Source organism: Rhodococcus sp. PSBB066, assembly GCF_017068255.1.
Lineage (GTDB): Bacteria > Actinomycetota > Actinomycetes > Mycobacteriales > Mycobacteriaceae > Rhodococcus > Rhodococcus aetherivorans.
This window is the reverse complement of the sequence record NZ_CP070859.1, coordinates 3503868-3529968: the sequence shown is the minus strand read 5'-3', so window position 1 is coordinate 3529968 and position 26101 is coordinate 3503868. Positions and strand designations below refer to the sequence as shown.

General features: G+C 70.6%; 22 protein-coding genes. 12 read left to right on the top strand and 10 right to left on the bottom strand.

The genetic code is table 11. The features are described from left to right. Positions 1–119 precede the first annotated feature (119 nt). A complete protein-coding gene (locus tag JYA75_RS16175) occupies positions 120–470 on the bottom strand; it encodes an iron-sulfur cluster assembly accessory protein (RefSeq protein ID WP_029544238.1) in 351 nt (116 codons plus the stop codon). A 145-nt stretch (positions 471–615) separates the two neighbouring features. Here JYA75_RS16175 and JYA75_RS16170 point away from each other — a divergent pair, with 145 nt between their 5' ends. Further along, a complete protein-coding gene (locus tag JYA75_RS16170) occupies positions 616–1281 on the top strand; it encodes a DUF3043 domain-containing protein (RefSeq protein WP_006947776.1) in 666 nt (221 codons plus the stop codon). Between the two features lie 21 nt (positions 1282–1302). Here the strand turns inward: JYA75_RS16170 and JYA75_RS16165 are convergent, their stop codons facing one another. Then, positions 1303–1521, bottom strand: coding sequence for a hypothetical protein (locus JYA75_RS16165; protein ID WP_006947775.1), 219 nt, complete (start codon positions 1519–1521; stop codon positions 1303–1305). Positions 1522–1655: 134 nt separating this feature from the next. Here JYA75_RS16165 and cobT point away from each other — a divergent pair, with 134 nt between their 5' ends. Then, on the top strand, positions 1656–2759 hold the full coding sequence (cobT, locus tag JYA75_RS16160) for a nicotinate-nucleotide--dimethylbenzimidazole phosphoribosyltransferase (RefSeq protein WP_050035372.1): 1104 nt from the start codon (positions 1656–1658) through the stop codon (positions 2757–2759). A 53-nt stretch (positions 2760–2812) separates the two neighbouring features. Then, positions 2813–3565 (top strand): adenosylcobinamide-GDP ribazoletransferase, encoded by a 753-nt coding sequence (locus tag JYA75_RS16155; RefSeq protein ID WP_006947773.1) that lies wholly within the window; start codon positions 2813–2815, stop codon positions 3563–3565. A 98-nt stretch (positions 3566–3663) separates the two neighbouring features. Here the strand turns inward: JYA75_RS16155 and JYA75_RS16150 are convergent, their stop codons facing one another. Both JYA75_RS16150 and gcvT read right to left on the bottom strand, forming a co-directional pair. Continuing rightward, complete coding sequence (locus tag JYA75_RS16150) at positions 3664–4767, bottom strand: branched-chain amino acid aminotransferase (protein WP_203329199.1); 1104 nt, start codon at positions 4765–4767, stop codon at positions 3664–3666. 33 nt (positions 4768–4800) lie between these two features. Continuing rightward, entirely contained in the window at positions 4801–5901 is a 1101-nt protein-coding gene (gcvT, locus tag JYA75_RS16145) for a glycine cleavage system aminomethyltransferase GcvT (RefSeq protein WP_168579755.1), read from the bottom strand. 73 nt (positions 5902–5974) lie between these two features. On the opposite strand from gcvT, the gene JYA75_RS16140 reads away from it, so the two are divergent. From JYA75_RS16140 to JYA75_RS16115, 6 genes are all read left to right on the top strand, one after another. Beyond that, on the top strand, positions 5975–7483 hold the full coding sequence (locus JYA75_RS16140) for a leucyl aminopeptidase (protein ID WP_065922485.1): 1509 nt from the start codon (positions 5975–5977) through the stop codon (positions 7481–7483). A gap of 257 nt (positions 7484–7740) precedes the next feature. Next, positions 7741–9465 (top strand): 2-oxoglutarate dehydrogenase, E2 component, dihydrolipoamide succinyltransferase, encoded by a 1725-nt coding sequence (gene sucB / locus JYA75_RS16135; RefSeq protein ID WP_185712802.1) that lies wholly within the window; start codon positions 7741–7743, stop codon positions 9463–9465. 110 nt (positions 9466–9575) lie between these two features. Beyond that, positions 9576–10466 carry a TIGR01777 family oxidoreductase gene (locus tag JYA75_RS16130; RefSeq protein WP_161995714.1) on the top strand — a complete coding sequence of 297 codons (891 nt, stop codon included), beginning with the start codon at positions 9576–9578 and terminating at the stop codon, positions 10464–10466. Positions 10467–10512: 46 nt separating this feature from the next. Beyond that, the gene (gene lipB / locus JYA75_RS16125) at positions 10513–11295 is read left to right on the top strand and encodes a lipoyl(octanoyl) transferase LipB (protein WP_006947767.1); all 783 of its coding nucleotides are present in this window, start codon (positions 10513–10515) and stop codon (positions 11293–11295) included. A gap of 68 nt (positions 11296–11363) precedes the next feature. Then, positions 11364–12374, top strand: coding sequence for a lipoyl synthase (gene lipA, locus JYA75_RS16120; protein WP_203329198.1), 1011 nt, complete (start codon positions 11364–11366; stop codon positions 12372–12374). A 55-nt stretch (positions 12375–12429) separates the two neighbouring features. After that, positions 12430–13170 (top strand): DUF4191 domain-containing protein, encoded by a 741-nt coding sequence (locus JYA75_RS16115; protein ID WP_029544250.1) that lies wholly within the window; start codon positions 12430–12432, stop codon positions 13168–13170. Positions 13171–13247: 77 nt separating this feature from the next. On the opposite strand, the gene JYA75_RS16110 is transcribed toward JYA75_RS16115, so the two are convergent. Next, the gene (locus tag JYA75_RS16110) at positions 13248–13724 is read right to left on the bottom strand and encodes an RDD family protein (RefSeq protein WP_065922482.1); all 477 of its coding nucleotides are present in this window, start codon (positions 13722–13724) and stop codon (positions 13248–13250) included. A gap of 213 nt (positions 13725–13937) precedes the next feature. Here JYA75_RS16110 and glnA point away from each other — a divergent pair, with 213 nt between their 5' ends. Further along, positions 13938–15374, top strand: a complete 1437-nt coding sequence (glnA, locus tag JYA75_RS16105) for a type I glutamate--ammonia ligase (protein WP_006947761.1) — start codon at positions 13938–13940, stop codon at positions 15372–15374. 137 nt (positions 15375–15511) lie between these two features. On the opposite strand, the gene JYA75_RS16100 is transcribed toward glnA, so the two are convergent. Together JYA75_RS16100 and JYA75_RS16095 are read right to left on the bottom strand one after the other, a co-directional pair. Further along, a complete protein-coding gene (locus JYA75_RS16100; protein ID WP_065922481.1) occupies positions 15512–16672 on the bottom strand; it encodes a hypothetical protein in 1161 nt (386 codons plus the stop codon). A gap of 12 nt (positions 16673–16684) precedes the next feature. Then, positions 16685–17611, bottom strand: coding sequence for a metal-dependent hydrolase (locus JYA75_RS16095; RefSeq protein ID WP_065922480.1), 927 nt, complete (start codon positions 17609–17611; stop codon positions 16685–16687). Positions 17612–17857: 246 nt separating this feature from the next. Here JYA75_RS16095 and JYA75_RS16090 point away from each other — a divergent pair, with 246 nt between their 5' ends. After that, complete coding sequence (locus JYA75_RS16090) at positions 17858–18508, top strand: TetR/AcrR family transcriptional regulator (RefSeq protein WP_065922479.1); 651 nt, start codon at positions 17858–17860, stop codon at positions 18506–18508. 112 nt (positions 18509–18620) lie between these two features. Here JYA75_RS16090 and JYA75_RS16085 read toward each other — a convergent pair whose 3' ends face one another. Continuing rightward, a complete protein-coding gene (locus tag JYA75_RS16085) occupies positions 18621–20162 on the bottom strand; it encodes an amino acid permease (RefSeq protein ID WP_006947747.1) in 1542 nt (513 codons plus the stop codon). Between the two features lie 217 nt (positions 20163–20379). Here JYA75_RS16085 and JYA75_RS16080 point away from each other — a divergent pair, with 217 nt between their 5' ends. Then, a complete protein-coding gene (locus tag JYA75_RS16080; RefSeq protein ID WP_006947744.1) occupies positions 20380–20889 on the top strand; it encodes an Lrp/AsnC family transcriptional regulator in 510 nt (169 codons plus the stop codon). A gap of 97 nt (positions 20890–20986) precedes the next feature. Here JYA75_RS16080 and JYA75_RS16075 read toward each other — a convergent pair whose 3' ends face one another. Then, on the bottom strand, positions 20987–22078 hold the full coding sequence (locus JYA75_RS16075) for a Glu/Leu/Phe/Val dehydrogenase dimerization domain-containing protein (protein ID WP_029544260.1): 1092 nt from the start codon (positions 22076–22078) through the stop codon (positions 20987–20989). A 55-nt stretch (positions 22079–22133) separates the two neighbouring features. Beyond that, entirely contained in the window at positions 22134–25595 is a 3462-nt protein-coding gene (locus JYA75_RS16070; protein ID WP_065922478.1) for an indolepyruvate ferredoxin oxidoreductase family protein, read from the bottom strand. Positions 25596–26101: the final 506 nt, after the last annotated feature.

Sequence of the window (26101 nt, the reverse complement as noted above, 5' to 3'; positions counted from 1 at the left end):
GAAGGACTGGGACCGATCTCACGCTACCCGCACCCACCCGCACAGCACTGCGGCCCCGACGCGAGTGCGCGTCGGGGCCGCAGTGCGGACCGCGTCCTTCGGACACGGGCGGACTTACGTCAGTTGAACGAATCGCCGCAGGCGCAGGAGCCGGTGGCGTTCGGGTTGTCGATCGTGAAGCCCTGCTTCTCGATCGTGTCGACGAAGTCGATCGACGCGCCTTCGACGTAGGGGGCGCTCATGCGGTCGACGGCGAGAATGACGCCGCCGAAGTCGCGGGTGAGGTCACCGTCGAGCGTCCGGTCGTCGAAGAACAGCTGGTAGCGAAGGCCCGCACACCCACCCGGCTGCACGGCGATGCGCAGCGAGAGGTCGTCGCGGCCCTCCTGGTCGAGCAGCGCCTTCGCCTTGGCGGAGGCGGCCTCGGTCATGGTGACGCCGTGAGTGGCGGTCTCTTCCTGCACAGTCATGGGCGCTCCCTAGTCTTTCGTGTTCCAACCCGGTTGCCTCAACGGTACCGCGCGCGCATCTATTCCTCATGCGCGCCTCGGACCGCACGCGGGCCTGACCGGGGGCGATTTTCCGGCCGGGACGGTTTTCCCATAGCCTGGAGGGGTGAAGTTGCTACGCCGCGGCGGTTCCGACGAATCCGACAACGGGGACCTCGGCGCGTCCGAGTCCGTCGCCGACCCGCAGTCCGAGGGCGGCAAGGGAACGACCGGCAAGGGCCGTCCGACCCCGAAGCGCCGAGAGGCCGAGGCCCGCCGGCGTGGTCCCGTCGCTCCGGCTCCGTTGACCGCCAAGGAAGCCCGGGCGCGCCGCAAGGCCGCCAAGCAGTCCCTCTCCAAGGAGGAGCGCAAGGCGCAGTCCGCGGAGCGCCGCGCCGCCGCCGGCGAGCGCCGCACCCGCATGCTCGCGGGCGAGGAGAAGTACCTGCTGCCGCGCGACAAGGGGCCCGTGCGGGCCTACGTGCGCGACCTGGTGGACAGCCGCCGCAACCTCGTGGGCCTGTTCATGCCCATGGCGCTGGTCCTGATCATGACGATGTTCCTCGGGCCGGTGGTCCAGCAGTACGTGACGCTCGCGATGTTCGCGATGATCGTGCTCATGGTGATCGAGGGGATCTACCTCGGCCGCCTCGTGAACAAGAAGGCCCGGGCCCGCTTCCCCGACACCACGGAGGGCGGCTTCGGCCTGGGGTGGTACGCGTTCGTGCGAGCCTCGCAGATCCGCAAGCTCCGGGCGCCGCTGCCACGGGTTTCCCCCGGCGACGCCGTCTGACCGCGCGGGCCTGCGCACCGGTCAGTGGTGCGGTGCTCGGCGCGCATCGATCGTGCTGCGCACCCAGCCGGCCGACGGGTCGCCGCACAGGGGCGACGACGGATCGTGCGGCCGGAAGTGGTTGTGGCGCCACCAGGCCCGCGTCACCCACCGCGGGGCGGGGCGGGAACGGGCCCGCGCGAGTTCGAGGCCGGCGACGAGCGCGGCCAACACGAGGACGATCACGACGACCTGGCTCATGACGGACAGTCTGTCGCCGGTGCAACGCCCGAGACAGTGGCAGCAAAGCCATCTACCGTCGATTTTCTGCCACGGCGCGGGTTGATAGCGTCCAGCGGTGGCTTCGACCTCCGCCACTTCGTGAAAGGTGCCCCGTGAGCAGCGAATCGGTCCACTCCGCCGACGTCGTCTTCCCGCCCGTCGTCGCCCCCGACCGGGAGGTCCGCCGGCGCGCCGACGCCCGGCAGCGCGATCTCACCAAGCCTGCCGGTTCCCTCGGCCGGCTGGAGGAGCTGGGGTGCTGGGTCGCGTCCTGCCAGGGGCAGGTACCGCCCCACCCGTTCACCCGTCCCCGGGTGGTGGTGTTCGCCGGCGATCACGGTGTGGCCCGCGGCGGTGTCTCGGCGTATCCCCCCGAGGTGACCGCTCAGATGGTCGCCAATTTCCTCGCCGGCGGCGCCGCGGTCAACGTTCTCGCCGCCACCGCCGGCGCCGGGGTCCGGGTGGTGGACATGGCCGTCGACGGGGACACGGATCCGGCGGTTTCCGCACACAAGGTGCGCCGGTCGAGCGGCTCCATCGACCGGGAGGACGCGCTCACCGAGGAAGAGACCCTCCAGGCGATCACCGCCGGGCGAGCCGTCGCCGACGAGGAGGTCGATGCGGGAGCCGACCTGCTCGTCGCGGGTGACATGGGGATCGGCAACACCACCCCCGCGACGGCGCTGATCGCCACGCTCACCGGCACCGAGCCCGTCGCGGCCGTGGGACGCGGCACCGGCATCGACGACGCCGCCTGGATGCGCAAGGTCGCCGCGATCCGCAACGCGATGCGCCGCGCACGGCCCCACGCCCGCAACCCGGTGGCGCTGCTGCGCACCGCGGGAGGCGCCGACCTCGCCGCGATGGCCGGGTACCTCGCGCAGGCGTCGGTACGCCGGACCCCGGTCGTGCTCGACGGGGTCGTCGTCACCGCCGCGGCGCTCGTCGCCGAGGAACTCGCCCCGGGAGCCCGGGACTGGTGGATCGCCGGGCACCGCTCCACCGAACCGGCCCACACGCTGGCCCTGCGGCACCTGAATCTGGATCCCCTCGTCGACCTGGGGATGCGTCTCGGCGAGGGCTCGGGGGCGGTCGCCGCGCTGCCGATCCTGCACGGCGCGGTGGCGGTCCTCACGAACATGGCGACGTTCGCCGAGGCCGGCGTGAGCACCCGCGACGAGGACGCCACGCCGGGCGCCGATCCGCGCGACGACTGATGCGTGGCATCGCCCTGCAGCGACTGATGCGTGGCATCGCCCTGCGGCGACCGATGCGTGGCATCGCCCTCGCCCTCTCCTGGCTCACCGTGCTGCCGGTTCAGGGACCGGGGCGCATCGATCGCGGCGCCGGGGGCGCGGCTATCGCCGCGGCGCCGGTCGCCGGCCTCGTGCTCGGTCTCGGGACCGCAGGCGTGCTGTGGGCGGCGGTCGCCGCCGGCTGCACTCCCCTGCTCGCGGGCCTGATCGGGGTGGGGTTCCTGGGCCTCGCGACGCGCGGCATGCACCTCGACGGCCTGTGCGACACGGCCGACGGGCTCGGCTGCTACGGACCGCCGGAGCGGGCTCGTGAGGTGATGAAGTCGGGCGGCGCCGGACCATTCGGGGTGGCCACCCTGGTGGTCGTGCTCGGTGCGCAGGCCGCCTCGTTCGGGGCGCTCGCCGACGCGCGATCCTGGCCCGCCGTGATCCTCGCCGTCACCGCCGGCCGGGTCGCGGTCGTCCTCGCCTGCCGACGCGGCGTGGCCGCAGCCCCGGGCAGCGGGTTCGGTGCCCTGGTGGCGGGGACACAGCCGCTCGGGGTGGGCGCGCTGTGGGCCGGCGTCGCGCTCGTCGCGGCGGCCTGGTGCGTGCCCGGCTCCTGGTGGGCCGGCCCGGTGACGGTGGCCGTGGCGCTCGGTGCTGCACTGCTACTGGTGCGGCACTGCGTCCGCCGGTTCGGCGGCCTCAACGGCGACGCGCTCGGGGCCGGCCTCGAGACGACGGTGACGATCGTGGCCGCGGCGCTGAGCGCGGCCGTCGCGTAGGCCCGGCCGAGCCGGGCTCAGCGCAGGGCCCGGCCGAGCCGGGCTCAGCGCAGGGCCCGGCCGAGCCGGGCTCAGTGCAGGGCCCGGCCGAGCCGGGCTCAGCGCAGGGTGGTGAGCCAGCCGTGGGTGTCGGCGAACGTCCCCCGCTGGATGCCGGTGAGGGTGTCACGCAGGGCCATGGTGACCTTGCCGGGCTCGCCGTCGGCCACGGTGAACTCGCCGTCCCGGCTCTTGACGGTGCCGACCGGGGTGATGACCGCCGCGGTGCCGCACGCGAAGACCTCGGTGATCTCGCCGGTGGCGACCTTCGACTCCCATTCCTCCACCGAGATCTTGCGCTCCTCCACCTCGAGGCCGGCGTCCCTGGCCAGGGTGAGCAGGGAGTCGCGGGTGATGCCGGGCAGCAGTGAGCCGGACAGCTCCGGCGTCACCAGCCTCGCGTCGGCGCCCGATCCGAAGATGAAGCACAGGTTCATGCCGCCCATCTCCTCGATGTAGCGGCGCTCGACGGCGTCGAGCCACACGACCTGGTCGCAGCCCTGCTCGGTGGCCTGCGCCTGCGCCAGCAGCGACGCGGCATAGTTCCCGGAGAACTTGGCGTCGCCCGTGCCGCCCGGCGCGGCCCGCACGTACTCCTGCGAGATCCACACGCTCACCGGCTTGACGCCGCGGGGGAAGTACGCGCCGGCCGGGGAAGCGATCAGCATGTACCGGTACTGGTTCGCGGGCCGCACGCCGAGACCGGCTTCGGTGGAGAACATGAACGGCCGCAGATACAGCGACTCCTCGCCACCGGCGGCGGGCACCCATTCGTGGTCGGCCTCGACCAGCTCCGCGATCGAACGGACGAACAACTCGTCCGGCAGCTCGGCCATGGCCAGGCGCCGTGAGGACCGGCGCATCCGTTCGGCGTTGGAGTACACGCGGAAGGCCGCGATGCTGCCGTCGGGCTGCCGGTAGACCTTCAGACCCTCGAAGATCGCCTGCCCGTAGTGCAGCACCATCGCGGCCGGGTCGAGCTGCATCGGGCCGTACGGCTGGACGGTGGCGTCGTGCCAGCCGCGGCCCTCGGTGTAGTCGATCGTGACCATGTGATCGGTGAAGTACCGGCCGAACCCCGGATCCGCCAATATCTCTCCACGCCGCTCCGCGGAGGCGGGCGAGGGGTGCGGAACGTGGGTGAATTCGAGGACACCGGTCATGACCGTTGATCCTATCGAACCGCCCGCGCCGCCCTACTTGGTGTGGTCGGGGACGAACGGTGGGACGACCAACCGGGCGCGCAGGGCGCGTCCCCGGACGTCGACCGCGACCTCGTCACCGGCGGCCAGGCCCGCCGCCGTATCGAGGAGCGCCAGCGCGATACCGACCTTGAGCGTCGGGGAGAACGTGCCGGACGTGGTCTCCCCCACCGCGTTTCCGTCGCGCAGCACCTTCAGGTCCGGCCGCAGCACGCCACGGTCGAGCGCCTGCAGCCCCCACAGCCGTCGCGCGGGACCGGACTCCTTCTCCGCGACGAGCGCCGCACGTCCCCGGAACGCCGGCTTGCTCCAGCCCACCGCCCAGCCGCAGCGGGCCTGCAGGGGCGAGATCGCCTCCGACAGCTCGTGCCCGTGCAGCGGGTAGCCCATCTCGGTGCGCAGAGTGTCGCGGGCCCCGAGCCCGGCAACCTGACCGCCGGCGGCACGCACGGCGTCGGCCAGCGCCCGGAACAGCGCCTCGGCGTCGGCCCAGCGCGGCACCAGTTCGAAGCCGCGCTCACCGGTGTAGCCGGTGCGGCACACGCGGACCGGCACGCCGTTCCACTGCGCGTCCACGAAGCTCATGTAGCCGAGGTCGGTGGGCAGCCCCAGCCCCTGCAGGACAGCTTCGGAGGTCGGTCCCTGCACGGCGAATACGCCGTGGTCGCGGTGCTGGTTCGTCACCGTCACGCCCTCGGGCGCGTTCGCGGCGAGGACGGCGACGACCGCGGCGGTGTTCGCGGCGTTCGGCACGAGGAACAGCTCCTCGTCGGAGACGTAGTAGACGATCAGGTCGTCGGTGACACCCCCGGACTCGGTACAGCAGAGGGTGTACTGGGCCTTGCCCGGGCCGATCTTGCGCAGGTCGTTGGTGAGCGTCGAATTGACGTAGTCGGCCGCGCCCGGACCGGCGACGAGGGCCTTGCCCAGATGGCTGACGTCGAACAGGCCCACGTTCTCGCGCACGGCGGTGTGCTCGGCGACGGTGCCGGCGTACGAGACCGGCATCTGCCAGCCACCGAAGGCCGCGAAGGTCGCACCGAGTTCGGTGTGGACGGCGTGGATCGGGCCCTGCAGCAGTGACTGGTCGCTCATGCGCCCCACGCTATCCCACCCCCCGGGATCATTAGCATCGGTGCCACGACCCCCTTCCCCCTAGGAGACGCCCGTGAGTGCCCTTTCGCCCACCCTGCCCGAACTCGTTCTCGCCGGAAGCGTTTCCAAGCGCGCGGACGTCCTCGTCATCGGCCTGACCGCAGGCGACGACGGTCCCGAGGCCCTGCTCGGCAACGGACTGGTCGACGAGGACGTCCTCGGCGGGCTGCTCGACGCCCTGCAGTCCGTCGGCGCCAAGGGCAAGGCCGAGGAGGTCACGCGGATCCCCGCGCCCGCCGCCCTGCCGGTCACCAGCGTGCTCGCCGTCGGGCTCGGCGCCGCCGGCAAGATCGACGCCGAACAGGTGCGCCGCTCCGCCGGCGCCGCGGCGCGCGCCCTCGCCGGCGCCTCCGTGGTCGCGACGACCCTGTCCGCCGTGGATCTCGGCGCCGCCGCGGAGGGCTTCGCGCTCGGCGCGTACACGTTCACCGAGTTCCGCACCGCGAAGTCGAACTCCGGCGACGTGCAGCCCCCCGCCCGGATCGAGCTGCTCGTCGCGTCGCCGCGCGCCCGCGAGGTCAAGGCCGCGCTGGCCCGGGCGACGGCCGTCGCCGAGGCGGTCGCCACCGCCCGCGAGTTCGTCAACACCCCGCCGAGCCACCTGTTCCCGGCCGAGTTCGCCGACCGCGCGCAGGCGCTCGGCGCCGCCGCCGGGCTGCGGGTCGAGGTGCTGGACGAGAAGGCGCTCGAGCAGCAGGGCTACGGCGGCATCGTCGGGGTCGGCAAGGGGTCGTCGCGCCCGCCGCGGCTCGTGCGGCTGAGCTACTCCGCCAAGAAGCGCAAGGCCCCGAAGGTGGCGCTCGTGGGCAAGGGCATCACGTTCGACACCGGCGGCATCTCCATCAAGCCGGCCGCCGGGATGGAGAACATGACGTCCGACATGGGCGGGGCCGCGGCGGTGGTCGCGACGGTCGTGCTCGCCGCGAAGCTCGGGGTGGCGGCAGACGTGACCGCGACGGTGCCGATGGCCGAGAACATGCCGTCCGCGACGGCACAGCGTCCCGGCGACGTGCTCACCCAGTACGGCGGCACCACCGTCGAGGTGATCAACACCGACGCCGAGGGTCGTCTCATCCTTGCCGACGCCATCGTCCGTGCCTGCGAGGACGAGCCCGACTACCTGATCGACACCGCGACGCTCACGGGCGCGCAGATGGTCGCCCTGGGGACGCGGACGCCGGGCGTCATGGGCACCGACGAGTTCCGGGACCGTGTCGCACGGCTCTCGCAGGAGGTGGGCGAGAACGGGTGGGCGATGCCGCTGCCGGCCGAGCTGCGCGCGGACCTGAACTCCCGGGTGGCCGATCTGGCCAACGTCACGCCGCACCGGTGGGGCGGGATGCTCGCCGCCGGCCTGTATCTGAAGGAGTTCGTGGCCGAGGGCGTGCAGTGGGCCCACATCGACGTGGCCGGGCCGGCTTTCAACACCGGAAGCCCGTTCGGCTATGTCGGCAAGGGCGGCACCGGTGTGCCGGTGCGCACGCTGTTCGCCGTCATCGAGGACATCGCGGCCAACGGCTGATCCGTCCGGCGCGTCCCTGCCGGGCGGCAGGGACGCGCGGGCGCGCGTGACCCAACCCTCGTCGAACGCCGCGATTGGATCAGTGCAAGGATGGTCGAGGTCATACCCGGCATCGGGTGTGGTCTCAATCGAACACCGCAAGACACCGCACGAGACCGTGGCCTCGAGCACAATGGTCTGCGACCACACAATGGTCCGCGACCATCGGTCGGCACAACTCAACACACCCGAACACAACCGTCGAGGAGTCAACAGACATGGCCTTCTCCGTCCAGATGCCAGCGCTTGGTGAGAGCGTCACCGAGGGAACTGTCACGCGATGGCTCAAGCAGGAAGGAGACACGGTCGAAGTCGACGAGCCGCTGCTCGAAGTTTCCACGGACAAGGTCGACACCGAGATCCCCTCGCCCGCGGCCGGTGTGCTGGTGAAGATCGTCGCCCAAGAGGACGAGACGGTCGAGATCGGCGGCGAGCTGGCGGTGATCGGTGACTCCGCCGACGACGCGGGATCGTCCACCACCCCTTCTGCCGCCCCGACCGAGGAGGCGGCACCCGAGGAGCAGCCCACCCCCGAGCCCGAGCCGGAACCCGAGCCCGCTCCGGCTCCGTCCGGTTCCGACGCCGGCGCCGCCGAGGGCACCCCGGTCACCATGCCGGCGCTCGGCGAGTCCGTGACCGAGGGCACCGTCACCCGGTGGCTGAAGTCCGTCGGTGACGAGGTCGCGGTCGACGAACCCCTGCTCGAGGTGTCCACCGACAAGGTCGACACGGAGATCCCGTCCCCGGTTGCCGGTGTGCTCCTCGAGGTCAACGCCCAGGAGGACGACACCGTCGAGGTCGGTGGGCAGCTCGCGGTGATCGGATCGGGAACCCCGGCCGCGGCACCGTCGAAGCCCGAGCCGAAGCCGGAACCGAAGCCCGAGCCGAAGGCGGAACCGAAGCCCGAGCCGGCGAAGCAGGCGGCCCCCGAGCCGGTGAAGCAGGCCGCTCCGGCCCCCGCTCCGGTCCCCGCGGCCGAGGAGACCTCGGGTGGAGCCACGCCGTACGTGACGCCCCTCGTCCGCAAGCTCGCCGCCGAGCACGGCGTCGACCTGTCGACGGTGTCCGGTACCGGTGTCGGCGGCCGCATCCGCAAGCAGGACGTGCTCGCCGCTGCCGAGGCCGCGAAGGCCCCCGCCGCCCAGGCGCCGGCGCCCGCCGCCAAGGCCCCGGCCGCCGCTCCGGCCGCGACCGCCGGTGTCCGTCCCGAGCTGGCCCACCTGCGTGGCACCACGCAGAAGGTCAACCGGATCCGCCAGATCACCGCGATCAAGACCCGCGAGTCCCTGCAGACCACCGCGCAGCTCACCCAGACCTTCGAGGTCGACGTCACCAAGATCGCGCACCTGCGGGCGCAGGCCAAGGCGACCTTCGCCGAGCGCGAGGGCGTCAACCTGACCTTCCTGCCTTTCTTCGCGAAGGCCGTCGTCGAGGCCCTCAAGGCGCACCCGAACATCAACGCCTCCTACGACGAGGACAAGAAGGAGATCACCTACCACGCGGCCGAGCACCTCGGCATCGCCGTGGACACGGAGCAGGGTCTGCTCTCCCCGGTGATCCACAACGCCGGTGACCTGTCGCTGGCCGGCCTGGCCCGCGCGATCGCGGACATCGCCAAGCGTGCCCGCAGCGGTGGCCTCAAACCCGACGAGCTGGCCGGGGGCACCTTCACGATCACGAACATCGGCAGCCAGGGCGCCCTGTTCGACACGCCGATCCTGGTGCCGCCGCAGGCGGCGATGCTCGGCACCGGTGCGATCGTCAAGCGACCGGTGGTCGTCACCGACGAGGTGGGCAACGAGTCGATCGGTGTCCGTTCGATGTGCTACCTGCCGCTGACCTACGATCACCGGCTGGTCGACGGCGCGGACGCAGGCCGGTTCCTCACCACGATCAAGCACCGCCTCGAGGAGGCGGCGTTCGAAGCCGACCTGGGTCTGTGACCCACGGGGTGTAGCCCGGCACTCACCGGACCCGCAGCGGGGGCATCGTCACACCGACGAGGCCCCCGCTTCCGCGTTCCGATCCCCGCAGATGCGGGAGAATCTCCGGCATGCGCATCCTCGTGGCCGGCTCGTCGGGGCTGATCGGAACTGCCTCGGTCGCGTGGCTGCGGGCGCACGGCCACGAGGTGCGCCGCCTGGTGCGGCGTCCGCCGGGGGCGCCGGACGAATGGTCCTGGGACCCGCGGACGGGGCGGGTCGATCCCGCGGCGCTCGACCGCGTCGACGCCGTGGTGAACCTGTGCGGGTCGAGCGTGGGTGCGCGGCGCTGGTCGGGCGCGGTGAAGCAGGAACTGCGCGACAGCCGGATCGTCCCCACCGACGTCCTCGCCGCCGCCGTCGCGGCCGCCGGGGTGCCGACGCTGGTCAACGCGGGCGCCGTCGGCTTCTACGGGGACACCGGCGAGACGGTGGTGGACGAACGCAGCCCTGCCGGGCAGGGGTTCGTGGCCGACCTGTGCCGCGACTGGGAGGCTGCCACGGCGCCGGCGCGTGAGGCCGGGGTCCGCACGATCGTTCTCCGCACCGGGATCGTGCTCGCGCCGCACGGGGGCATCCTGCGCCGGCTCGAGCCGCTGTTCCGGCTCGGGCTCGGTTCCCGGCTCGGCGACGGCCGGCAGTACATGTCGTGGGTGGCGCTCGAGGATGCGGTGGCGGCGGTGGGCTTCGTCCTCGGTCGCGGCGACATCGCCGGACCGGTCGATGTCACCGGGCCGGCCCCCGTGACGAATGCCCGGTTCACCGAGGCGCTGGCGCACTCGGTGCACCGGCCCGCGCCGTGGACGACCCCCGGTTTCGTGGTCGCCGCGGTCGCCGGGGAAATGGCGCGCGCACTGGTGCTCACCGGGCAGCGTGCCCTGCCGGCGGTGCTCGAGTCGACGGGCTTCGAGTTCCGGTACCCAACGATCGGTGCCGCCCTGGGAAACGCGCTCGCGTCCTGAAGTCACCTCTTCGCGAGGGCTCGCCGACGGCGTAGGGTCGTGGACTATGAGCAGCGCATCCTCCTCCGCCCGTTTCGATTCCGAACCCGTCGCGGTGGCGCACCTGGGGCTGATCGGTTACCTCGAGGCGTGGGAGCGGCAACGGGAGATCGCCGCCGACCGGGCCGAGGGCCGCGGTGTCGACACCCTGCTGTTGCTCGAGCATCCGCCCGTGTACACCGCCGGTAAGCGCACCGCCCCCGAGGATCGCCCCACCGACGGCACCCCGGTGATCGACGTCGACCGCGGGGGCAAGATCACCTGGCACGGTCCCGGCCAGCTGGTGGGCTACCCGATCATCCGGCTCGGCGAACCCATCGACGTCGTCGGCTACGTGCGGCGTCTCGAGCAGGCCCTGATCGAGGTCTGCACCGACCTCGGGCTCACGTGCGGCCGCGTGGACGGTCGCTCGGGCGTGTGGCTGCCGGCCGAGCTGCGCGACGGGCACTGGCTGCCCGAGCGCAAGATCGCCGCCATCGGGGTGCGGGTGCAGCGCGGGGTGACGATGCACGGGTTCTCCCTCAACTGCGACGCCACCCTCGACGCGTTCGACTCGATCGTCCCGTGCGGCATCCGCGACGCGGGTGTCACCTCGCTCACGGGTGAGCTCGGACGGGACGTGACCGTCGCCGAGGTGATGCCGGCGGTGACGGCGGCGGTGATCGACGCTCTCGACGGCCGCCTGCCGGTGACGGACCACGACATCGAGCGGGTGACGTTCGAACAGGCCGTCGGTGCCGAGCCGCCGCAGACCCCGCGGCCGGAGTTCACCACGGTGCGGTACGGCTGATCGCCGCCCGCCACGGCCGCGCCCCCAGGGTGGGTCCGGCCGGTACCGGCGGGCGTAGGATCGAGCCCGTGACTGTGGCCCCAGAAGGACGCAAACTGCTGCGGATCGAGACCCGAAACGCGCAGACGCCGATCGAACGCAAGCCGAACTGGATCAAGACCCGGGCGAAGATGGGCCCGGAGTACACCGAGCTGAAGGGACTGGTGCGGCGCGAGGGCCTGCACACGGTCTGCGAGGAAGCCGGTTGTCCCAACATCTACGAATGCTGGGAGGACCGGGAGGCGACGTTCCTCATCGGCGGCGAGCAGTGCACCCGTCGATGCGATTTCTGCCAGATCGACACCGGTAAGCCCGCCGAGCTCGACCGCGACGAGCCGCGCCGCGTCGCCGAGTCGGTGCAGGCGATGGGTCTGCGGTACTCGACGATCACCGGTGTCGCCCGCGACGATCTGCCCGACGGCGGCGCGTGGCTGTACGCCGAGACCGTGCGGCAGATCCACGAGCTCAACCCGGGCACCGGCGTCGAGAACCTCATCCCCGACTTCAACGGCAAGCCCGAACTGCTCACCGAGATCTTCGAGTCGCGTCCCGAGGTCCTCGCGCACAACGTCGAGACCGTCCCCCGGATCTTCAAGCGCATCCGCCCGGCGTTCCGCTACCAGCGGTCGCTGGACGTGATCACCGCGGCCCGCGAGTTCGGCCTGGTGACCAAGTCCAACCTGATCCTCGGCATGGGTGAGACACCGGAGGAGGTCACCGAGGCGCTGCACGACCTGCACGCCGCCGGCTGCGACATCGTCACCATCACCCAGTACCTGCGTCCGTCGCCGCGGCACCATCCCGTCGAGCGGTGGGTCAAGCCCGAGGAGTTCGTCGCGCACTCGGAGACCGCCGAGGAGATCGGCTTCGCGGGCGTGATGGCCGGGCCGCTGGTCCGGTCCTCGTACCGCGCGGGCCGCCTGTACGCGCAGGCCATGGCACACCACGGCCGCGAATTGCCCGCCGCCCAGGCGCACCTGGCCGAGGGGGGCACAGCGGCCCAGGAAGCCAGCTCCGTGCTCGCTCGCCTCACGCCGTAGCCGTACCGGACCCGCGGTGGTGAAGGGGCCACCGCGGGGAAAGTATCCTGGGTGCATGGCGAAAGGCAGCAAACCCGACAAGGAAGCGAAGGCCGCGGCGAAGGCCGCGCGCAAGCAGGCGTCGAAGGAGCGGCGAACCCAGCTCTGGCAGGCGTTCCAGCTGCAGCGCAAGGAAGACAAGCTGCTGCTGCCGTGGATGATCGGCGCGATCGTCGTCTCCACCCTGGTGTTCTTCCTGATCGGGCTGATCTTCGGTATCGAGTGGTTCCTCCTGCCGGTCGGCCTGCTCGTGGGGGTGCTGCTCGCGTTCGTCATCTTCGGTCGCCGGGTGCAGAAGACGGTCTACGGCAAGGCCGAGGGCCAGGCCGGCGCGGCGGCGTGGGCGCTGGACAACCTGCAGGGCTCCTGGCGCGTCACGCACGCGGTGGCCGGCACCGCGCAGCTCGACGCCGTGCACCGCGTCATCGGCCGCCCGGGCGTGATCCTGGTGGCCGAGGGATCGCCGCAGCGCGTGAAAGCGCTTCTCGCACAGGAGAAGAAGCGGGTGGCGCGCCTCGTCGGCGACACCCCGATCTACGACGTCGTGGTCGGCAACGACGAGGGCCAGGTCCCGCTGTCGCAGCTGCAGAAGCACCTGTCCAAGCTGCCCCGCAACATCGACACCAAGCGGATGGACGCGATCGAGGGCCGGCTGGCCGCCCTGAGCACCAAGAAGACCGGCGCCGCGCTCCCGAAGGGTCCGATGCCGGCCGGCGCGAAGATGCGCAGCGTCCAGCGCACCATGCGCCGCCGCTGAGCCCCGCTCCGACGACGGGAGCCTGCACCCGGATCGACCCGGTGCAGGCTCCCGTTCCGCGTTTCGGGGAGGGTGCGTCAGCGGGACCGTACGAGGGCCGTGCCGGTCGCCCGGTCCTGCAGGCCGCGGCCGTCGACGTCGGTGACGATCGCCGGCGCGATGAACACGAGCAGCAGCTGCCGCGCCAGGGCGCGAACCGGCCCCACTCGTACGGGCGCGTCGACCCGGGCGACCTGGAGGCCGACCAGATACTGCCCCGGGGTGAACGAGAACAACGTCACCGTGAGCACCCCCACCACGAACCACACCAGCAGGGTGTAGGTGGACAGCTGAGGGTTCTCGAAGGGACGTTCGCCGACGATCGCGGTGGCGATACCGACGGAGGTGAACCAGTCGATCGCCAGAGCGCTCGCCCGCCGGCCGGGGCCCGCGAGCGCGCCCGGCCCCTCCTGGGGCAGGCCGAGCAACTGCCCGCGGTAGTCCTGGGCCTTTTCCTGCCCCTTGGGGATCGCCGCAGCGGGTCCGGAGAGCCAGCTGCCGGTCATACGTGCCATGCTGTCCAGGATAGGGTGCAACGAGCGGACCGGCCCGACCCCACGTGCACGCCGGTGACTTCTACCACAAAAGTAGTCCTCACGACACCGGAAGACGAGCTGTAACATCGGTGAAACATGGGATTGATGGTCGGGCAACACCAGCTCAATACGGTCTGTATCCGACGCAGACGCCCCATCCCCATGGCGCGCATTGACTGAAGGAGTACAAGCGTGGCGTTCACCTCGGCCGAAGAGGTCATCAAGTACATCGAGGACGAAAACGTCGAGTACGTCGATATCCGATTCAGCGACCTCCCCGGCGTTCAGCAGCACTTCTCGATTCCCGCGAGCGCGTTCACCAAGGACGTGTTCGAGGACGGCTTGGCGTTCGACGGCTCGTCCGTTCGCGGCTTCCAGTCCATCCACGAGTCGGACATGATGCTGCTGCCCGACGTCACCACCGCGCGCATCGATCCCTTCCGGGCCGCCAAGACGCTGAACATCAACTTCTTCGTCCACGACCCGTTCACTCGCGAGTCCTACAGCCGGGACCCGCGCAATGTCGCCCGCAAGGCCGAGGAATACCTCGTCAGCACCGGCATCGCCGACACCGCATTCTTCGGTGCCGAGGCCGAGTTCTACATCTTCGACTCGATCCGCTACGACTCGCAGATGAACGGCGCGTTCTACGAGATCGACTCGGTCTCCGGTTCGTGGAACACCGGCGTCGAGCTCAACGCCGACGGCAGCCCCAACCTCGGCTACAAGGTCCGCCCGAAGGGCGGCTACTTCCCCGTCGCACCGTACGACCACTACGTGGACCTGCGCGACGAGATCTCCACCAACCTGCAGAACGCCGGCTTCGAGCTCGAGCGCGGCCACCACGAGGTCGGCACCGCCGGTCAGGCCGAGATCAACTACAAGTTCAACACGCTGCTCGGTGCGGCCGACGATCTGCAGCTGTTCAAGTACATCGTCAAGAACACCGCCTGGAAGCACGGCAAGTCCGTGACCTTCATGCCGAAGCCGCTGTTCGGTGACAACGGTTCGGGCATGCACGTGCACCAGTCGCTGTGGAAGGAAGGCAAGCCGCTCTTCCACGACGAGTCCGGCTACGCGGGCCTGTCCGACCTGGCGCGCTGGTACATCGGCGGCATCCTGCACCACGCGCCGTCGCTGCTCGCGTTCACCAACCCGACGATCAACTCGTACCACCGTCTGGTGCCGGGCTACGAGGCTCCGATCAACCTGGTCTACAGCCAGCGCAACCGCTCCGCCGCCGTGCGCATCCCGATCACCGGCAACAACCCGAAGGCCAAGCGCCTCGAGTTCCGCGCCCCGGACTCCTCGGGCAACCCGTACCTCTCGTTCGCCGCGCAGATGCTCGCGGGTCTCGACGGCATCAAGAACAAGATCGAGCCGATGGCCCCGGTCGACAAGGACCTCTACGAGCTCCCGCCGGAGGAGGCCAAGAACATCCCGCAGGCTCCCACCAGCCTCGAATCGGTCATCGACAACCTCGAGCGCGACCACGAGTACCTGACCGAGGGCGGCGTGTTCACCAGCGACCTGATCGAGACCTGGATCTCGATCAAGCGGGAGCAGGAGATCGCTCCGGTCAACCTGCGGCCGCACCCCTACGAGTTCCAGCTGTACTACGACTGCTGAGCCGGTTCCGCACGTAGTTCGTCACGAGTCCACCCGCCTTGCGATTCCGCAAGGCGGGTGGACTCGTGTGTGCGGCCTCGTCGGCCGGAGGGCGCAACTCCCCCACCGCCGGCCGCCCTCGGTGTGCGCCGAATCTGCTATCCGGCGTGCGTCGCGTCCCGCTCGTGCGCGGGCGATGTGTCGCCCGGTTCACCCCCTCCGCGGTGTGCGGTGAACGTGGCGGCGACGCACAGCAGTGCGACGACGAAACACGCCAGCGTGTACCACAGGTTTCCCACCGGATCTCCGGTGCTCGTCACGCCGTCGACGGCACGGAGGAAGTCGGGCAACGCGGCCGCCCAGAGGAACGCCATGACGCACAGGTACACCACGCTGTAGGCCTGGACGAAGCGGTTCGTGTAGGGAGGAACGTCCGGCTCGCCCCGCCACAGCCGCACCCATCGGCGCACGAGCACCACGCTCGCGACGAGTGTGACGACGACCAGTTCCACCGCGTACAGCACTCCCCGGACCGTCGTGCTTCCCATGCCCAGGACCGTCGCCGGGAGCGGGAGGACGAACGTGCCCAACGACGCCAGCAGGCCGATCACGACCGTGCGCCACACCAGCTCGAGACCGGAGAAGTGCCGGCCGCGGTCGACGTGGCGACCGACGAAGAACTGCACGCACAACGCGAGTGACATCGGCCAGAGCGCGGCGAACACCACCACACTCGGGAGCGGGACCGCATCGAACATGGGCTGGTTGACCGGATTCGTCACCGACCAGTGCCACCATCGCAACTGCGGTCCGAGGTGGTCGAAGATCTCGTAGAACGCGTGGTGAACGAAGCCCACGCAGACCGCACCGACGAGAACCCCGTAGCGCCGGAAAACGCCCAGCATTCTGACGATCTCGAAGGCCAGCGTGGCCATCAGCGGGTAGATCGCGACGATGTACAGCGGGAGCCGGCCCCACAGGAACTCCACCGTGAACACGTTGTGGGCGAACATCGTGTCCACGTACTCCTCGATGCCGAAGGCGGCGGGGAAGTACAGCGGTGGCTCGATGAGGAACAGGTAGGCGGTGGCGCCGAACCAGAGCACCAGGTTGGTGGGATCGCCGTGACGACGCAGGCGCACGACGGCGAGCACGAGCGCGAGCACGGCACCGAACACGACGGTGACCTCGAGAACCGGAAGGGTCCAGTTCTCCAGGGCCGACGGGTTGCGGACCTCGACGAGGCCACCGGCCTCCTCGCACGAGAAGCCCAGGGACGTGGCGAGTTCGGCGAAGGTGGGTGCGCACAGGTCGGTCATCGCTCCGGCCCCCTACGATGCGACCGCGTCGGCGGTGTACCAGCGCGTGACGTCGTAGCCGTCCTCATAGCGCCGGAACCACACGTCCGCGAGTGCCGGCAGCTTCTCGTGGGCCGGGTTGTGCTTCGGCAACTGGCTCCGGACGACTCCCGCCAGGGCGACGAGTTGCTCACCGAGCGGCAGATCGTCGAACGCGCGCGGCAGGGGGCCGTGGTCCTCCGCGTGCAGCAGCGGCAACCACGTGCGCAGGCGCTGCTTGCGCCGGTAGGACGCGAACATCGACAGAGCGTCGATCCTCCGGTCCGCCAAGGGAACATGCTCGTTGAAGCCCTCGCAGGCCAGCCGGATGACCTTCAGCACATGACGGAAGACCGAGGGGGCCACGCGCATCCGGTAGATGTCGGAGCCGACGACGGAGTCGAAGACGACGAGCGCCGAACTCCGGTGTTCGACCTCCTCGACGAAGTGCCAGATGAACAGCGACGCCACCCGGTCGTCTCCGGGCCGGAACAGGGCCGCCTCGTTGTCGAGCATCAGCTTGAACACCGGAGTGAAGGTCGCTTCGAGATCCGCGGTGTAGGCGAGCCGGTAGTTCAGCGAGGTCTCCGCGGTGAGCCGGTCGAACTCTCCGATGACGTCGTCGAGAGTCTCCCGGAGCCCCGGGTACCGCTTGATCAGGGCCTTGACGTGTTGGCGGTGCGCGGTCGAGTGCTGCCCCTCCTGACGCATGAACGCGTCCGCCTCCGCGGCGACCTCGGGGTCGGTGATCAGCGGCTTGGTCTGGAGAATCATCTTCACGATCATCTTCTCGAAGCCGATCGCCAGGAACGAGACCGCGTTGGCCATGCTCGAGAAGGCCGGATTCGCGTCGTTCCACAGGAAGGGCACGTCGTAGTCCTCGAACGCGAAGTTCATCTTTCGGATCTGCAGATCGGTCACGCGCTACCCCTCGTCGTCCGGAAATGGGCTGGGCCGGGGCCCCGCAGAGGCCCCGCGCCGCGGTGCCGTGATCATACATAGATCGACCCTAACGTATGATGAGAACGTGTTATCGAGACCGTGGACGGCCCCGCGGGCGGCGGGCCACCCCGTGCTACCGTCGGTCGTTCGAGCGGACGGCCGACAGGCCCCACCATGCGGAGGGCCCGTCGTTCCGGATGCGGTGCGATCCGAGGAAGCGGAGCAGTGGCACGGAGACGCGGGTGGGGCGGCAGCCCCCCGGAGAACGACGACGAAGCGTCCCGCCGGATCGTCTCCGCTGCAGTCGATCTGATCGGGCGTACGGGTTCCGTCATCAGCATCGCCGATGTCGCGGAGTCGCTGGGCGTCATCCGCCAGACGGTGTACCGCTACTTCCCCAGCGCGGATGCACTGATGCGGGCCGCGGCGATCGCATCGGTCGACGGATTCCTCGCTCGACTGACCCGGCACATCCGCGGCATCGAGGATCCCGTCGACGCGATGACCGAAGGCGTGGTCTACACCCTGGCCGAGGTACGCCGGACGCCACATCTGGGCATCCTGCTCACGGGCACGTACTCGAACGTCCATCCCGACGGCCTCACCTCCGAAGAGGCACGCGAGTTCGGGATGACGATGATCAAGCGTTTCGACGTCGACTGGGAGCGCTACGGGTACGACGACGCGGCACTCCACGAACTCGTCGAATACGTGCTGCGCACGATGCAGTCGTTCCTCGTCTCCCCCGGCAACCCCCCACGGAGCGACGACGAGCTGCGGCGCTATCTCCGACGCTGGATGGGCGCCGCGATCCTCGCCCAGCGCCCGACCGCGGCACGCGCCTCCTCCGGCGGCGTCCGAGACGACAGCGCGTGACGGGAACCGGCCCGGACCGGCGATCCCGGGTGCGCCCGCCGGTGCCGATCGCCCGCCGTCGCACGGCCGCGGCCCCGGAGCGGTCGCTCCGGGGCCGCGGACGATCGCCGCGCTATACCGGCTCGGGCTCGCGGACGACCTGCGGCGTCTCCGCCCGCTCGGCCGCCTCGGCCCGCAGCCGCTGCCCGAGCACCGACTTGCGCCGACCGTAGACGAAGTAGATCACCACGCCCAGGGCCATCCAGGCCACGAACCGCATCCACGTCTCGACGGACAGGTTGAGCATCAGCCAGCCGCACGCGAGGACCGCGAGGATCGGCACCAGCGGCACGAGCGGCACCCGGAACCCGCGCGGCAGGTCGGGGCGGGTCCGGCGGAGCACCATCACGCCGATGCACACCAGCACGAAGGCGAACAGCGTGCCGATGTTGACCATCTCCTCGAGCACACCCATCGGGAACACCGCGGCGAGGACGGCGACGATGCCGCCGACCAGCAGGGTGATGCGTACCGGGGTGCCCTTGCGGCCCGTCGTGGCCAGCTGCCGCGGCATCAGCCCGTCCCGGGACATCGCGAACAGCACGCGGGTCTGGCCGAGCATCATCACCATCACGACCGTGGTGAGGCCGGCGAGGCCGCCGACGTTGATCGCCATCTGCGCCCACGTGATGCCGTGCGCCTCGAACGCGGTGGCCAGCGTGGCGCTGCCGTCGCCGACGAGCGCGCTGCCCGTCCGCAGGTCGGTGTACTTCACCATGCCGGTCAGCACCAGCGTGACGCCCACGTAGAGGACCGTGACGATGGCGAGCGAGGCGAAGATGCCGCGCGGCAGCGCCTTCTGCGGGTTCTTCGTCTCCTCCGCGGTGGTGGCGACCACGTCGAATCCGATGAATGCGAAGAACACCAGGCTCGCGGCGGCGAGCAGGCCGTACCACCCGTAGCTGCTGCCGTCGGCTCCGGTGAGCGCCGAGAACAGCGACTGGTGCACGCCGCTCGCGGTGCTCTGCGCCCCCTCGGCCGGCGGGATGTAGGGCGAGTAGTTGCTCTTGTCGATGTAGAAGACGCCGACCACGATGACCAGCAGGACGACCGCAACCTTGATGGCGGTGACGACGGCCGACACCCGCGAGGACACCTTGGTGCCGACGACGAGCACGACCGTGATCGCGCCGACGATGAGCAGCGCCCCCCAGTCGACCGCAAGCGGCCCGAGATGCATCGTGGTGTGCCCGCTGCCGCCGAGCATGCCGCCGAGGTACAGCGACCAGCCCTTGGCGACGACGGCGGAGGCGAGCGCGAACTCGAGGATCAGGTCCCAGCCGATGATCCAGGCGACGAACTCACCGAAGGTGGCGTACGAGAAGGTGTAGGCGCTGCCGGCGACGGGGACGGTCGACGCGAATTCGGCGTAGCACAGGGCAGCGAGACCACACGTGATCGCGGCGAGCACGAATGCCAGCGAGATCGACGGGCCGGCGACGTTGCCCGCGGTGCGTGCGGTGAGGGTGAAGATGCCGGCGCCGATCACCACGGCGACGCCGAACACGGTCAGGTCTTTGGCGGTCAGCTCTCTTCGCAGCCGCGAACAGGGTTCGTCGGTGTCCGCGATCGACTGTTCGACGGATTTGGTGCGCCAGATGCCGACTCCGGGCATGATGTGCTCCTCAGGATGGGATTGTGGGCCCACCGGACCTCGTGGGCGACCGGGGGCGTGACACTCGCAGGCGACGCATTGTGGTGCCGCAGAGCGGGATTGCGTGAGCAATTCAGTGCAGCAATCATGGCACTGTCACAATTCGTGTCAATATCTTCCGCACCAGCTATTCACAATGCTCAAATGTGATGCGCATCACAACGGAAAGGGTGTCACCGTGCTCAGTTTCGATCGGCTCGACGCGGCTCTTCTCGCCGAGCTCACCCACAACCCGCGGGCCGGCATCGTCGATCTGGCAGCGAAGCTCGGCGTCGCGCGCAACACCGTCCAGTCGCGGATCCGGAAGCTCGAGGAGTCCGGCGCCGTGACGGGATACCGGCCGGTGGTGGATCTGCCGAAGCTCGGCCTGCCGCTGCAGGCGTTCATCGGCGCAGAACTGGTGCAGGCCCGGATGGGTCACGTCATCGCGGAGCTCGAGCGGTTCCCCGAGGTGCTCGAGGTGCACGCGACGACGGGCCGGGAGGACCTGCTGATCCGGATGGCGGCGCAGTCGCAGGAGGATCTGCTCCTGCAGCTCGAACGAATCCATGCGATCGAGGGCGTCGCGCACACCACGACCACGCTGGCGCTGACGACGCCGGTGCCGTACCGGACGCAGCCCCTGCTCGAACACCTCACCCGCGACTCCGGGCACGGGCGCTCCGCGCCGGTGAGCGACCGGCACTGAGGGACCGGCGTTGAGGGACCGGCGTTGAGGGACATCGGTCTCCGGGTACGCGAGAAGGGGGAGGCACCGCGGTGCCTCCCCCTCGCCGTACCGCCCGTCAGGCGGCGTCGATACGCCGCTCGGCGACCCGGTTCGCGGCCGCGCCGGGCCCGATGTCCAGGGTCCGCGACATCTCGAAGATCTCGGCCGTGCGGTCGAAGATCGCGTCCACCCGGGACCGGACGACGGTCGGGTCGGATCCGTCGACCTCCCCCGCGACCTGGATCAGGCCGCCGGCGTTGGCGACGTAGTCCGGCACCCACGTGATGCCGCGGTCGCGCAGGATGTCCTCGACCTCCGGGCGGGCCAGCTGGTTGTTCGCCGCACCGCACACCAGACGCGCACCGAGCACCCCGGCGGTCGACGGGGTCAGCGTTCCCCCCAGGGCACACGGTGCGTACACATCCAGCGGCGCCGCGACGACGCCGTCGGCGACCCGTGCCGCCGGGAACTCGGCGGCCACCCGGGCGAGAGCCACCGGGTTCACATCCGAGACCACCACGTCGGCGCCGTCCGCGGTGAGCAGCCCCACCAGTTCGTAGCCCACCTTCCCGAGCCCCTCGACACCCACGGTGCGGCCGGCGAGAGTCGTTGTTCCCCAGACATGCTCGGCTCCGGCGCGCATCGCCTGGAACACGCCGAGCGCGGTGAGCGGCGAGCTGTCCCCGGATCCGCCGGCCGCGGGAGTGCGTCCCACCGCGTGCGAGGTCTGGCGGCCGATCACGTCCAGGTCGCCGGCGTGGGTACCGACGTCGGCGGCGGTGATGTAGCGGCCACCGAGGGACTCGACGAACCGTCCGTACGCGGCGAGCAGCGCCTCGCTCTTGTCCGTGGCGGGGTCACCGAGGATGACGGCCTTGCCGCCGCCGAGGTTCACGCCCGCGACCGCGGCCTTGTAGGTCATGCCCCACGACAGCCGCAGCACGTCCTCGAGCGCCCGGGCCTCGTCGGCGTACGGGTAGAAGCGGGTGCCGCCGAGCGCGGGCCCGAGCGCGGTGGAGTGGATCGCGACGATCGCGCGCAAGCCGGTCGCAGCGTCCTGACAGAAGACGACCTGCTCGTGTGGGCGGTCGGACAGGCACCGGGATCGGCCGAAGACACCGGCGGGGGCGTCGGAGGTGGCCGAACGGGCGAGGGTCGAGGTGGTCACGTGATGGGTTCCTTTCCGGAAGAATGTATTCGGGATGTCGAGAATCGGTGGCGGCTCAGAAGTCGATCTCGACGCCGAGCTCGGCGAGCCGCGCGCGGTACTGCTCGACGGAGCGCAGCTTGACGTCCTCATAGCCGCGGACCGTGTCCGGCAGAGCCGCGACCTGCACCGCGCGGTCGTAGGTGGCGGCATCGAGGTCGGCGGCGAGGCGATCGACCGTGGCCGTGTAGTGCGCGAGCAGGGCGCGCTCGACCTTCCGGACGTGCGCGTAACCGAACGGATCGAGGCGGGTGCCGCGCAGGCGCCTGCCCTTGGCCAGGATCCGCAGCGCCGCGTGCGACTTCGGTCCGAACCCGATCTTCTTGGTGCGGCCGAGCGCCCGCAGGACCGGCGGGTGCAGCCGGTAGGTCAGCTGCTCACCGCCGGGCACCTGAGCGCGTACCTCGTCGAGGAACGTGGGGTCGACGAGCAGTCGCGCGACCTCGTACTCGTCCTTGTAGGCGGTGAACTTGAACAGCCCGCGCGCGACGGCCTCGCTGAGGTCGGTGCGGTCGGTGACACGGCGTTCGGCCGCCCACACGGACTGCACCCGGTCGATGTAGCGGGCGGCGAGGCGTTCGCCCTGGAAGTCGATGAGCGCGGCGGCACGCACCCGCACGAGCCGCAGCACCTCGCCGTCGAGGGTGGTGTCCGCGAACAGGGCGTCCGGGGCGACGGTGACCTTCGGCTGCGGGCGGGCCGGTTCGGTTGCGGCCGCGAACGCGCCGGGGTCGGCGATCGCCACGCGGCCCCACCGGAACGCCGCGATGTTCGCCGCCACCGCGACACCGTTGATCTCGATCGCCTCCTCGACGGACTCGGCGGGGATCTGCAGGCCGCCGAGTTGATGGGCGGCGCCGACGATCAGGAAGTTCGCGGCGGCGGTGTCGCCGAACAGTGCCTGTGCGGCGGCGAGAGCGTCGAACGAGGCCGACCGGCGGGTCGCCGCGTCCAGCCGGGACAGCAGCTCCTGTTCGTCGGGGTGGCGGATCGACCTGTCGTACACCATGTCCCCGGTGGGGGTGCGGCTCGTCGAGGCCACCGCGACGGTCGTGGCAGGATCGGCGTAGGCGAGGTTCTTCGCATCCGCCGCGGTGAGCAGGTCCAGCGCCAGCAGGCACGACGCCCCGCCGGTGGTCACCCGGTTGCCGGGTTCGAGACCGTCGGCGGCGAACCGTAGGTGCGAGACCACCGGGCCGGCCTTCTGGCTCATACCGATCTGGTCCAGGGATTCGACGTCGAAGCCGGCGCGCAGCGCGGCGGTCGCGAGCACCTGGTTGACGGTGACGATGCCGGTGCCACCGATGCCGGCGAGGAAGATGTTGCGGGTGCCCACCGCGGAGCCGGGATCGGGGTCGGGCACGGCCGGGGGCACCGGGACGGTGCGGCGCTGCGGCGTGCGTCCGGGCGCGACCTCGACCGTCACGAACGACGGGCACTCCCCGTCGAGGCAGGAGTAGTCGGTGTTGCACGACGTCTGGTCGATGCGAGTCTTGGACCCGAACTCGGTGTCGACCGGCTGCACCGACAGGCAGTTGCTCTTGACGCCGCAGTCGCCGCAGCCCTCGCACACCGCCTCGTTGATCACCACGCGCGTGGTGCGGGCGGGCAGGGTGCCGCGCTTGCGCTGCCGCCGCGCATCGGCCGCGCAGTGCTGGTCGTAGATGAGCACGGTGACGCCCGGGACCTCGCGCAGCAGCCGCTGCGCCTCGTCGAGCCGGTCGCGGTGCCAGACCGTCACGCCGCGGGCGAGGGAGCGCTTGCGGTGCCGCTTCGGTTCGTCGGAGCAGACGATGATCCGCCGCACCCCCTCGGTGGTGAGCTTGTGGGTGAGCGCGGGAATCGTCAACGCGCCCTCGGCGTCCTGCGCCCCGGTCATCGCGACGACGTCGTTGTAGAGCAGCTTGAAGGTGATGTTCACCCCGGCCGCGACGCACGCCTGCACGGCGAGCTGGCCGGAATGGAAATACGTTCCGTCGCCGAGGTTCTGGAACATGTGCGGGATGTCGGTGAACGGTGCCTGGCCGATCCACTGCGCGCCCTCGCCGCCCATCTGGGTCAGCCCGGTGACGGCGCTGTCGGCGCGGCCGGACATCGTGACGAGCGCGTGGCAGCCGATGCCGCCGCCGCCGATCGAGCCCTCCGGCAGGGCGGTGGAGCGGTTGTGCGGGCAGCCGCTGCAGAAGTACGGGGTGCGCTTGGCCGACAGCACCTCCAGGGGCAGCGACGGGAGCGGCGCGGGTCCGAGGTCCACGTGGCCGCGCAGTACCCGGCGCAGCGGCCCGCGGATCCGGCCGGCGGTCAGTTCGCCGTCGACGGGCATCAGCGGGCGGCCGTCGGCGTCCTTCTTGCCGACGATGCGCGGCGGGGCGTCGGTGCCGTAGAGGATCTCGCGGATCTGGGTTTCGACGAACGCGGTCTTGTCCTCGACGACGACGAGTTGGTCGAGGCCGGAAGCGAATTCGCGGACCAGGTCGGGGCCGATCGGGTACGGCATGCCGATGCGCAGCAGCCGGATCCCGGCGCGATGCAGGTCGGCGTCGGTCACCCCGAGGTCGAGCAGCGCCTGCCGCAGCGCGTCGAACGTGGTGCCGGTGGCGGCCAGCCCGATCCGGGCGTGCGGGGGGTCGACCTCCACGACGTCCAGCCCGTTGGCCTTCCCGTAGGCGTGGACCATCGCCCAGCGCGGCCCGTACAGGTCGGCCTCGGCGATCACGCTGTCGCTCGGCGCAGCCATCGGACGCTGACGGTAGACGAACGGCTTTCCCTCCCAATCGATCTCGGGAACCGTGATGCGCAGGTCCGCGACCGAGCCGTCGACGGACCACGCGCCGTCGGCGACGTCCGCGACGATCTTGAGCGCGACGAGGCAGCCCGAGGCGCGCGACAGCGCGACCCCGTGCAGGCCCATCGAGACGATCTCGGCGGCGTTGCGGGGGAAGAGCACCGGGATGCCGAGGGCCGCGAGGGACCGTTCGCTCACCGCGGGCACGGTCGACGACTTCGATGCCGGGTCGTCGCCGACCATCAGCAGCACGCCGCCGTTCGGGTCGACGCCGTACATGTTGGCGTGCCGCAGCGCGTCGGTGGCCCGGTCCAGACCGGGGCCCTTGCCGTACCAGACACCGACGACAGCATCGTGGGTGGGCGTGCCCGCCCCGAGCCGGCCCTGACTCCCCCACACGGACGTCGCGGCGAGTTCCTCGTTGAAGCCGGGCACGAAGGTGATGTCGTGCTCGGCGAGAACCTTCGGCATGCCGTGCAGCAGCTTGTCGAGGCCGCCGAGGGGGCTGCCGGGGTACCCGGAGACGAACGTGGCCACGCGACGTCCGTCGCGGATGTCGCGCACGTGCTGCTCGACGAGCTGCCGGGCGATCGCCTGGACGCCGGTGAGCAGCACCGTGCCCGAGCCGGAGCGGTACCGGTCGTCCAGGTCGTAGGGAAGACGCTCGATTTCGCGGACCGCGGTCTCGGTCATCGCACACCACCGTTCCTTTGCTGCGACATGTGTTGTGCAGCGTCGCTCAAGTCACATCAACTGGTGCAGCAATGATCGACATAGCTGATTGATTTCGTCAACACACAAGTTTTCAGCGAATCATAATGCTCAAATGTGACCCGCGACACACTCGACAAATGGTCACCGTGATCAGCGGGCGGGTGTCGCACCACCGGCGACGCGGACCCGGCCGGCTCGATGCGCCGTAGCGGACCGGCCCGTCCGCCCTCGCTCCGGGGTCCGACACCGGCTTCGTGCGCGGTTCCGTTCGATGGGCAGATCGGGGCCGTGGACACCGATGCCGGGGGCACCGATGCCGGGGGCACCGATGCCGAGGGCACGGCCACCGAAGCCGTTCCGCCGAGGCTGCCAGTTCTGCCGGATTTGTCAGGAGCCGGGAGTACCCTGAAGTGGCGCCGGCCGGTTCCGGGCCGGAGCGCCTGGGGAACTGCCGATGAAAGCTTGCGTACCCCGCCATGCCGGGG

Coding starts and splice junctions, on each gene's coding strand:
- JYA75_RS16175 (WP_029544238.1), bottom strand. CDS start 470: ATGACTGTGCAGGAAGAGACCGCCACTCACGGCGTCACCATGACCGAG.
- JYA75_RS16165 (WP_006947775.1), bottom strand. CDS start 1,521: ATGAGCCAGGTCGTCGTGATCGTCCTCGTGTTGGCCGCGCTCGTCGCC.
- JYA75_RS16155 (WP_006947773.1), top strand. CDS start 2,813: ATGCGTGGCATCGCCCTCGCCCTCTCCTGGCTCACCGTGCTGCCGGTT.
- JYA75_RS16150 (WP_203329199.1), bottom strand. CDS start 4,767: ATGACCGGTGTCCTCGAATTCACCCACGTTCCGCACCCCTCGCCCGCC.
- gcvT (WP_168579755.1), bottom strand. CDS start 5,901: ATGAGCGACCAGTCACTGCTGCAGGGCCCGATCCACGCCGTCCACACC.
- sucB (WP_185712802.1), top strand. CDS start 7,741: ATGGCCTTCTCCGTCCAGATGCCAGCGCTTGGTGAGAGCGTCACCGAG.
- JYA75_RS16130 (WP_161995714.1), top strand. CDS start 9,576: ATGCGCATCCTCGTGGCCGGCTCGTCGGGGCTGATCGGAACTGCCTCG.
- lipB (WP_006947767.1), top strand. CDS start 10,513: ATGAGCAGCGCATCCTCCTCCGCCCGTTTCGATTCCGAACCCGTCGCG.
- JYA75_RS16115 (WP_029544250.1), top strand. CDS start 12,430: ATGGCGAAAGGCAGCAAACCCGACAAGGAAGCGAAGGCCGCGGCGAAG.
- JYA75_RS16110 (WP_065922482.1), bottom strand. CDS start 13,724: ATGGCACGTATGACCGGCAGCTGGCTCTCCGGACCCGCTGCGGCGATC.
- JYA75_RS16100 (WP_065922481.1), bottom strand. CDS start 16,672: ATGACCGACCTGTGCGCACCCACCTTCGCCGAACTCGCCACGTCCCTG.
- JYA75_RS16085 (WP_006947747.1), bottom strand. CDS start 20,162: ATGCCCGGAGTCGGCATCTGGCGCACCAAATCCGTCGAACAGTCGATC.
- JYA75_RS16070 (WP_065922478.1), bottom strand. CDS start 25,595: ATGACCGAGACCGCGGTCCGCGAAATCGAGCGTCTTCCCTACGACCTG.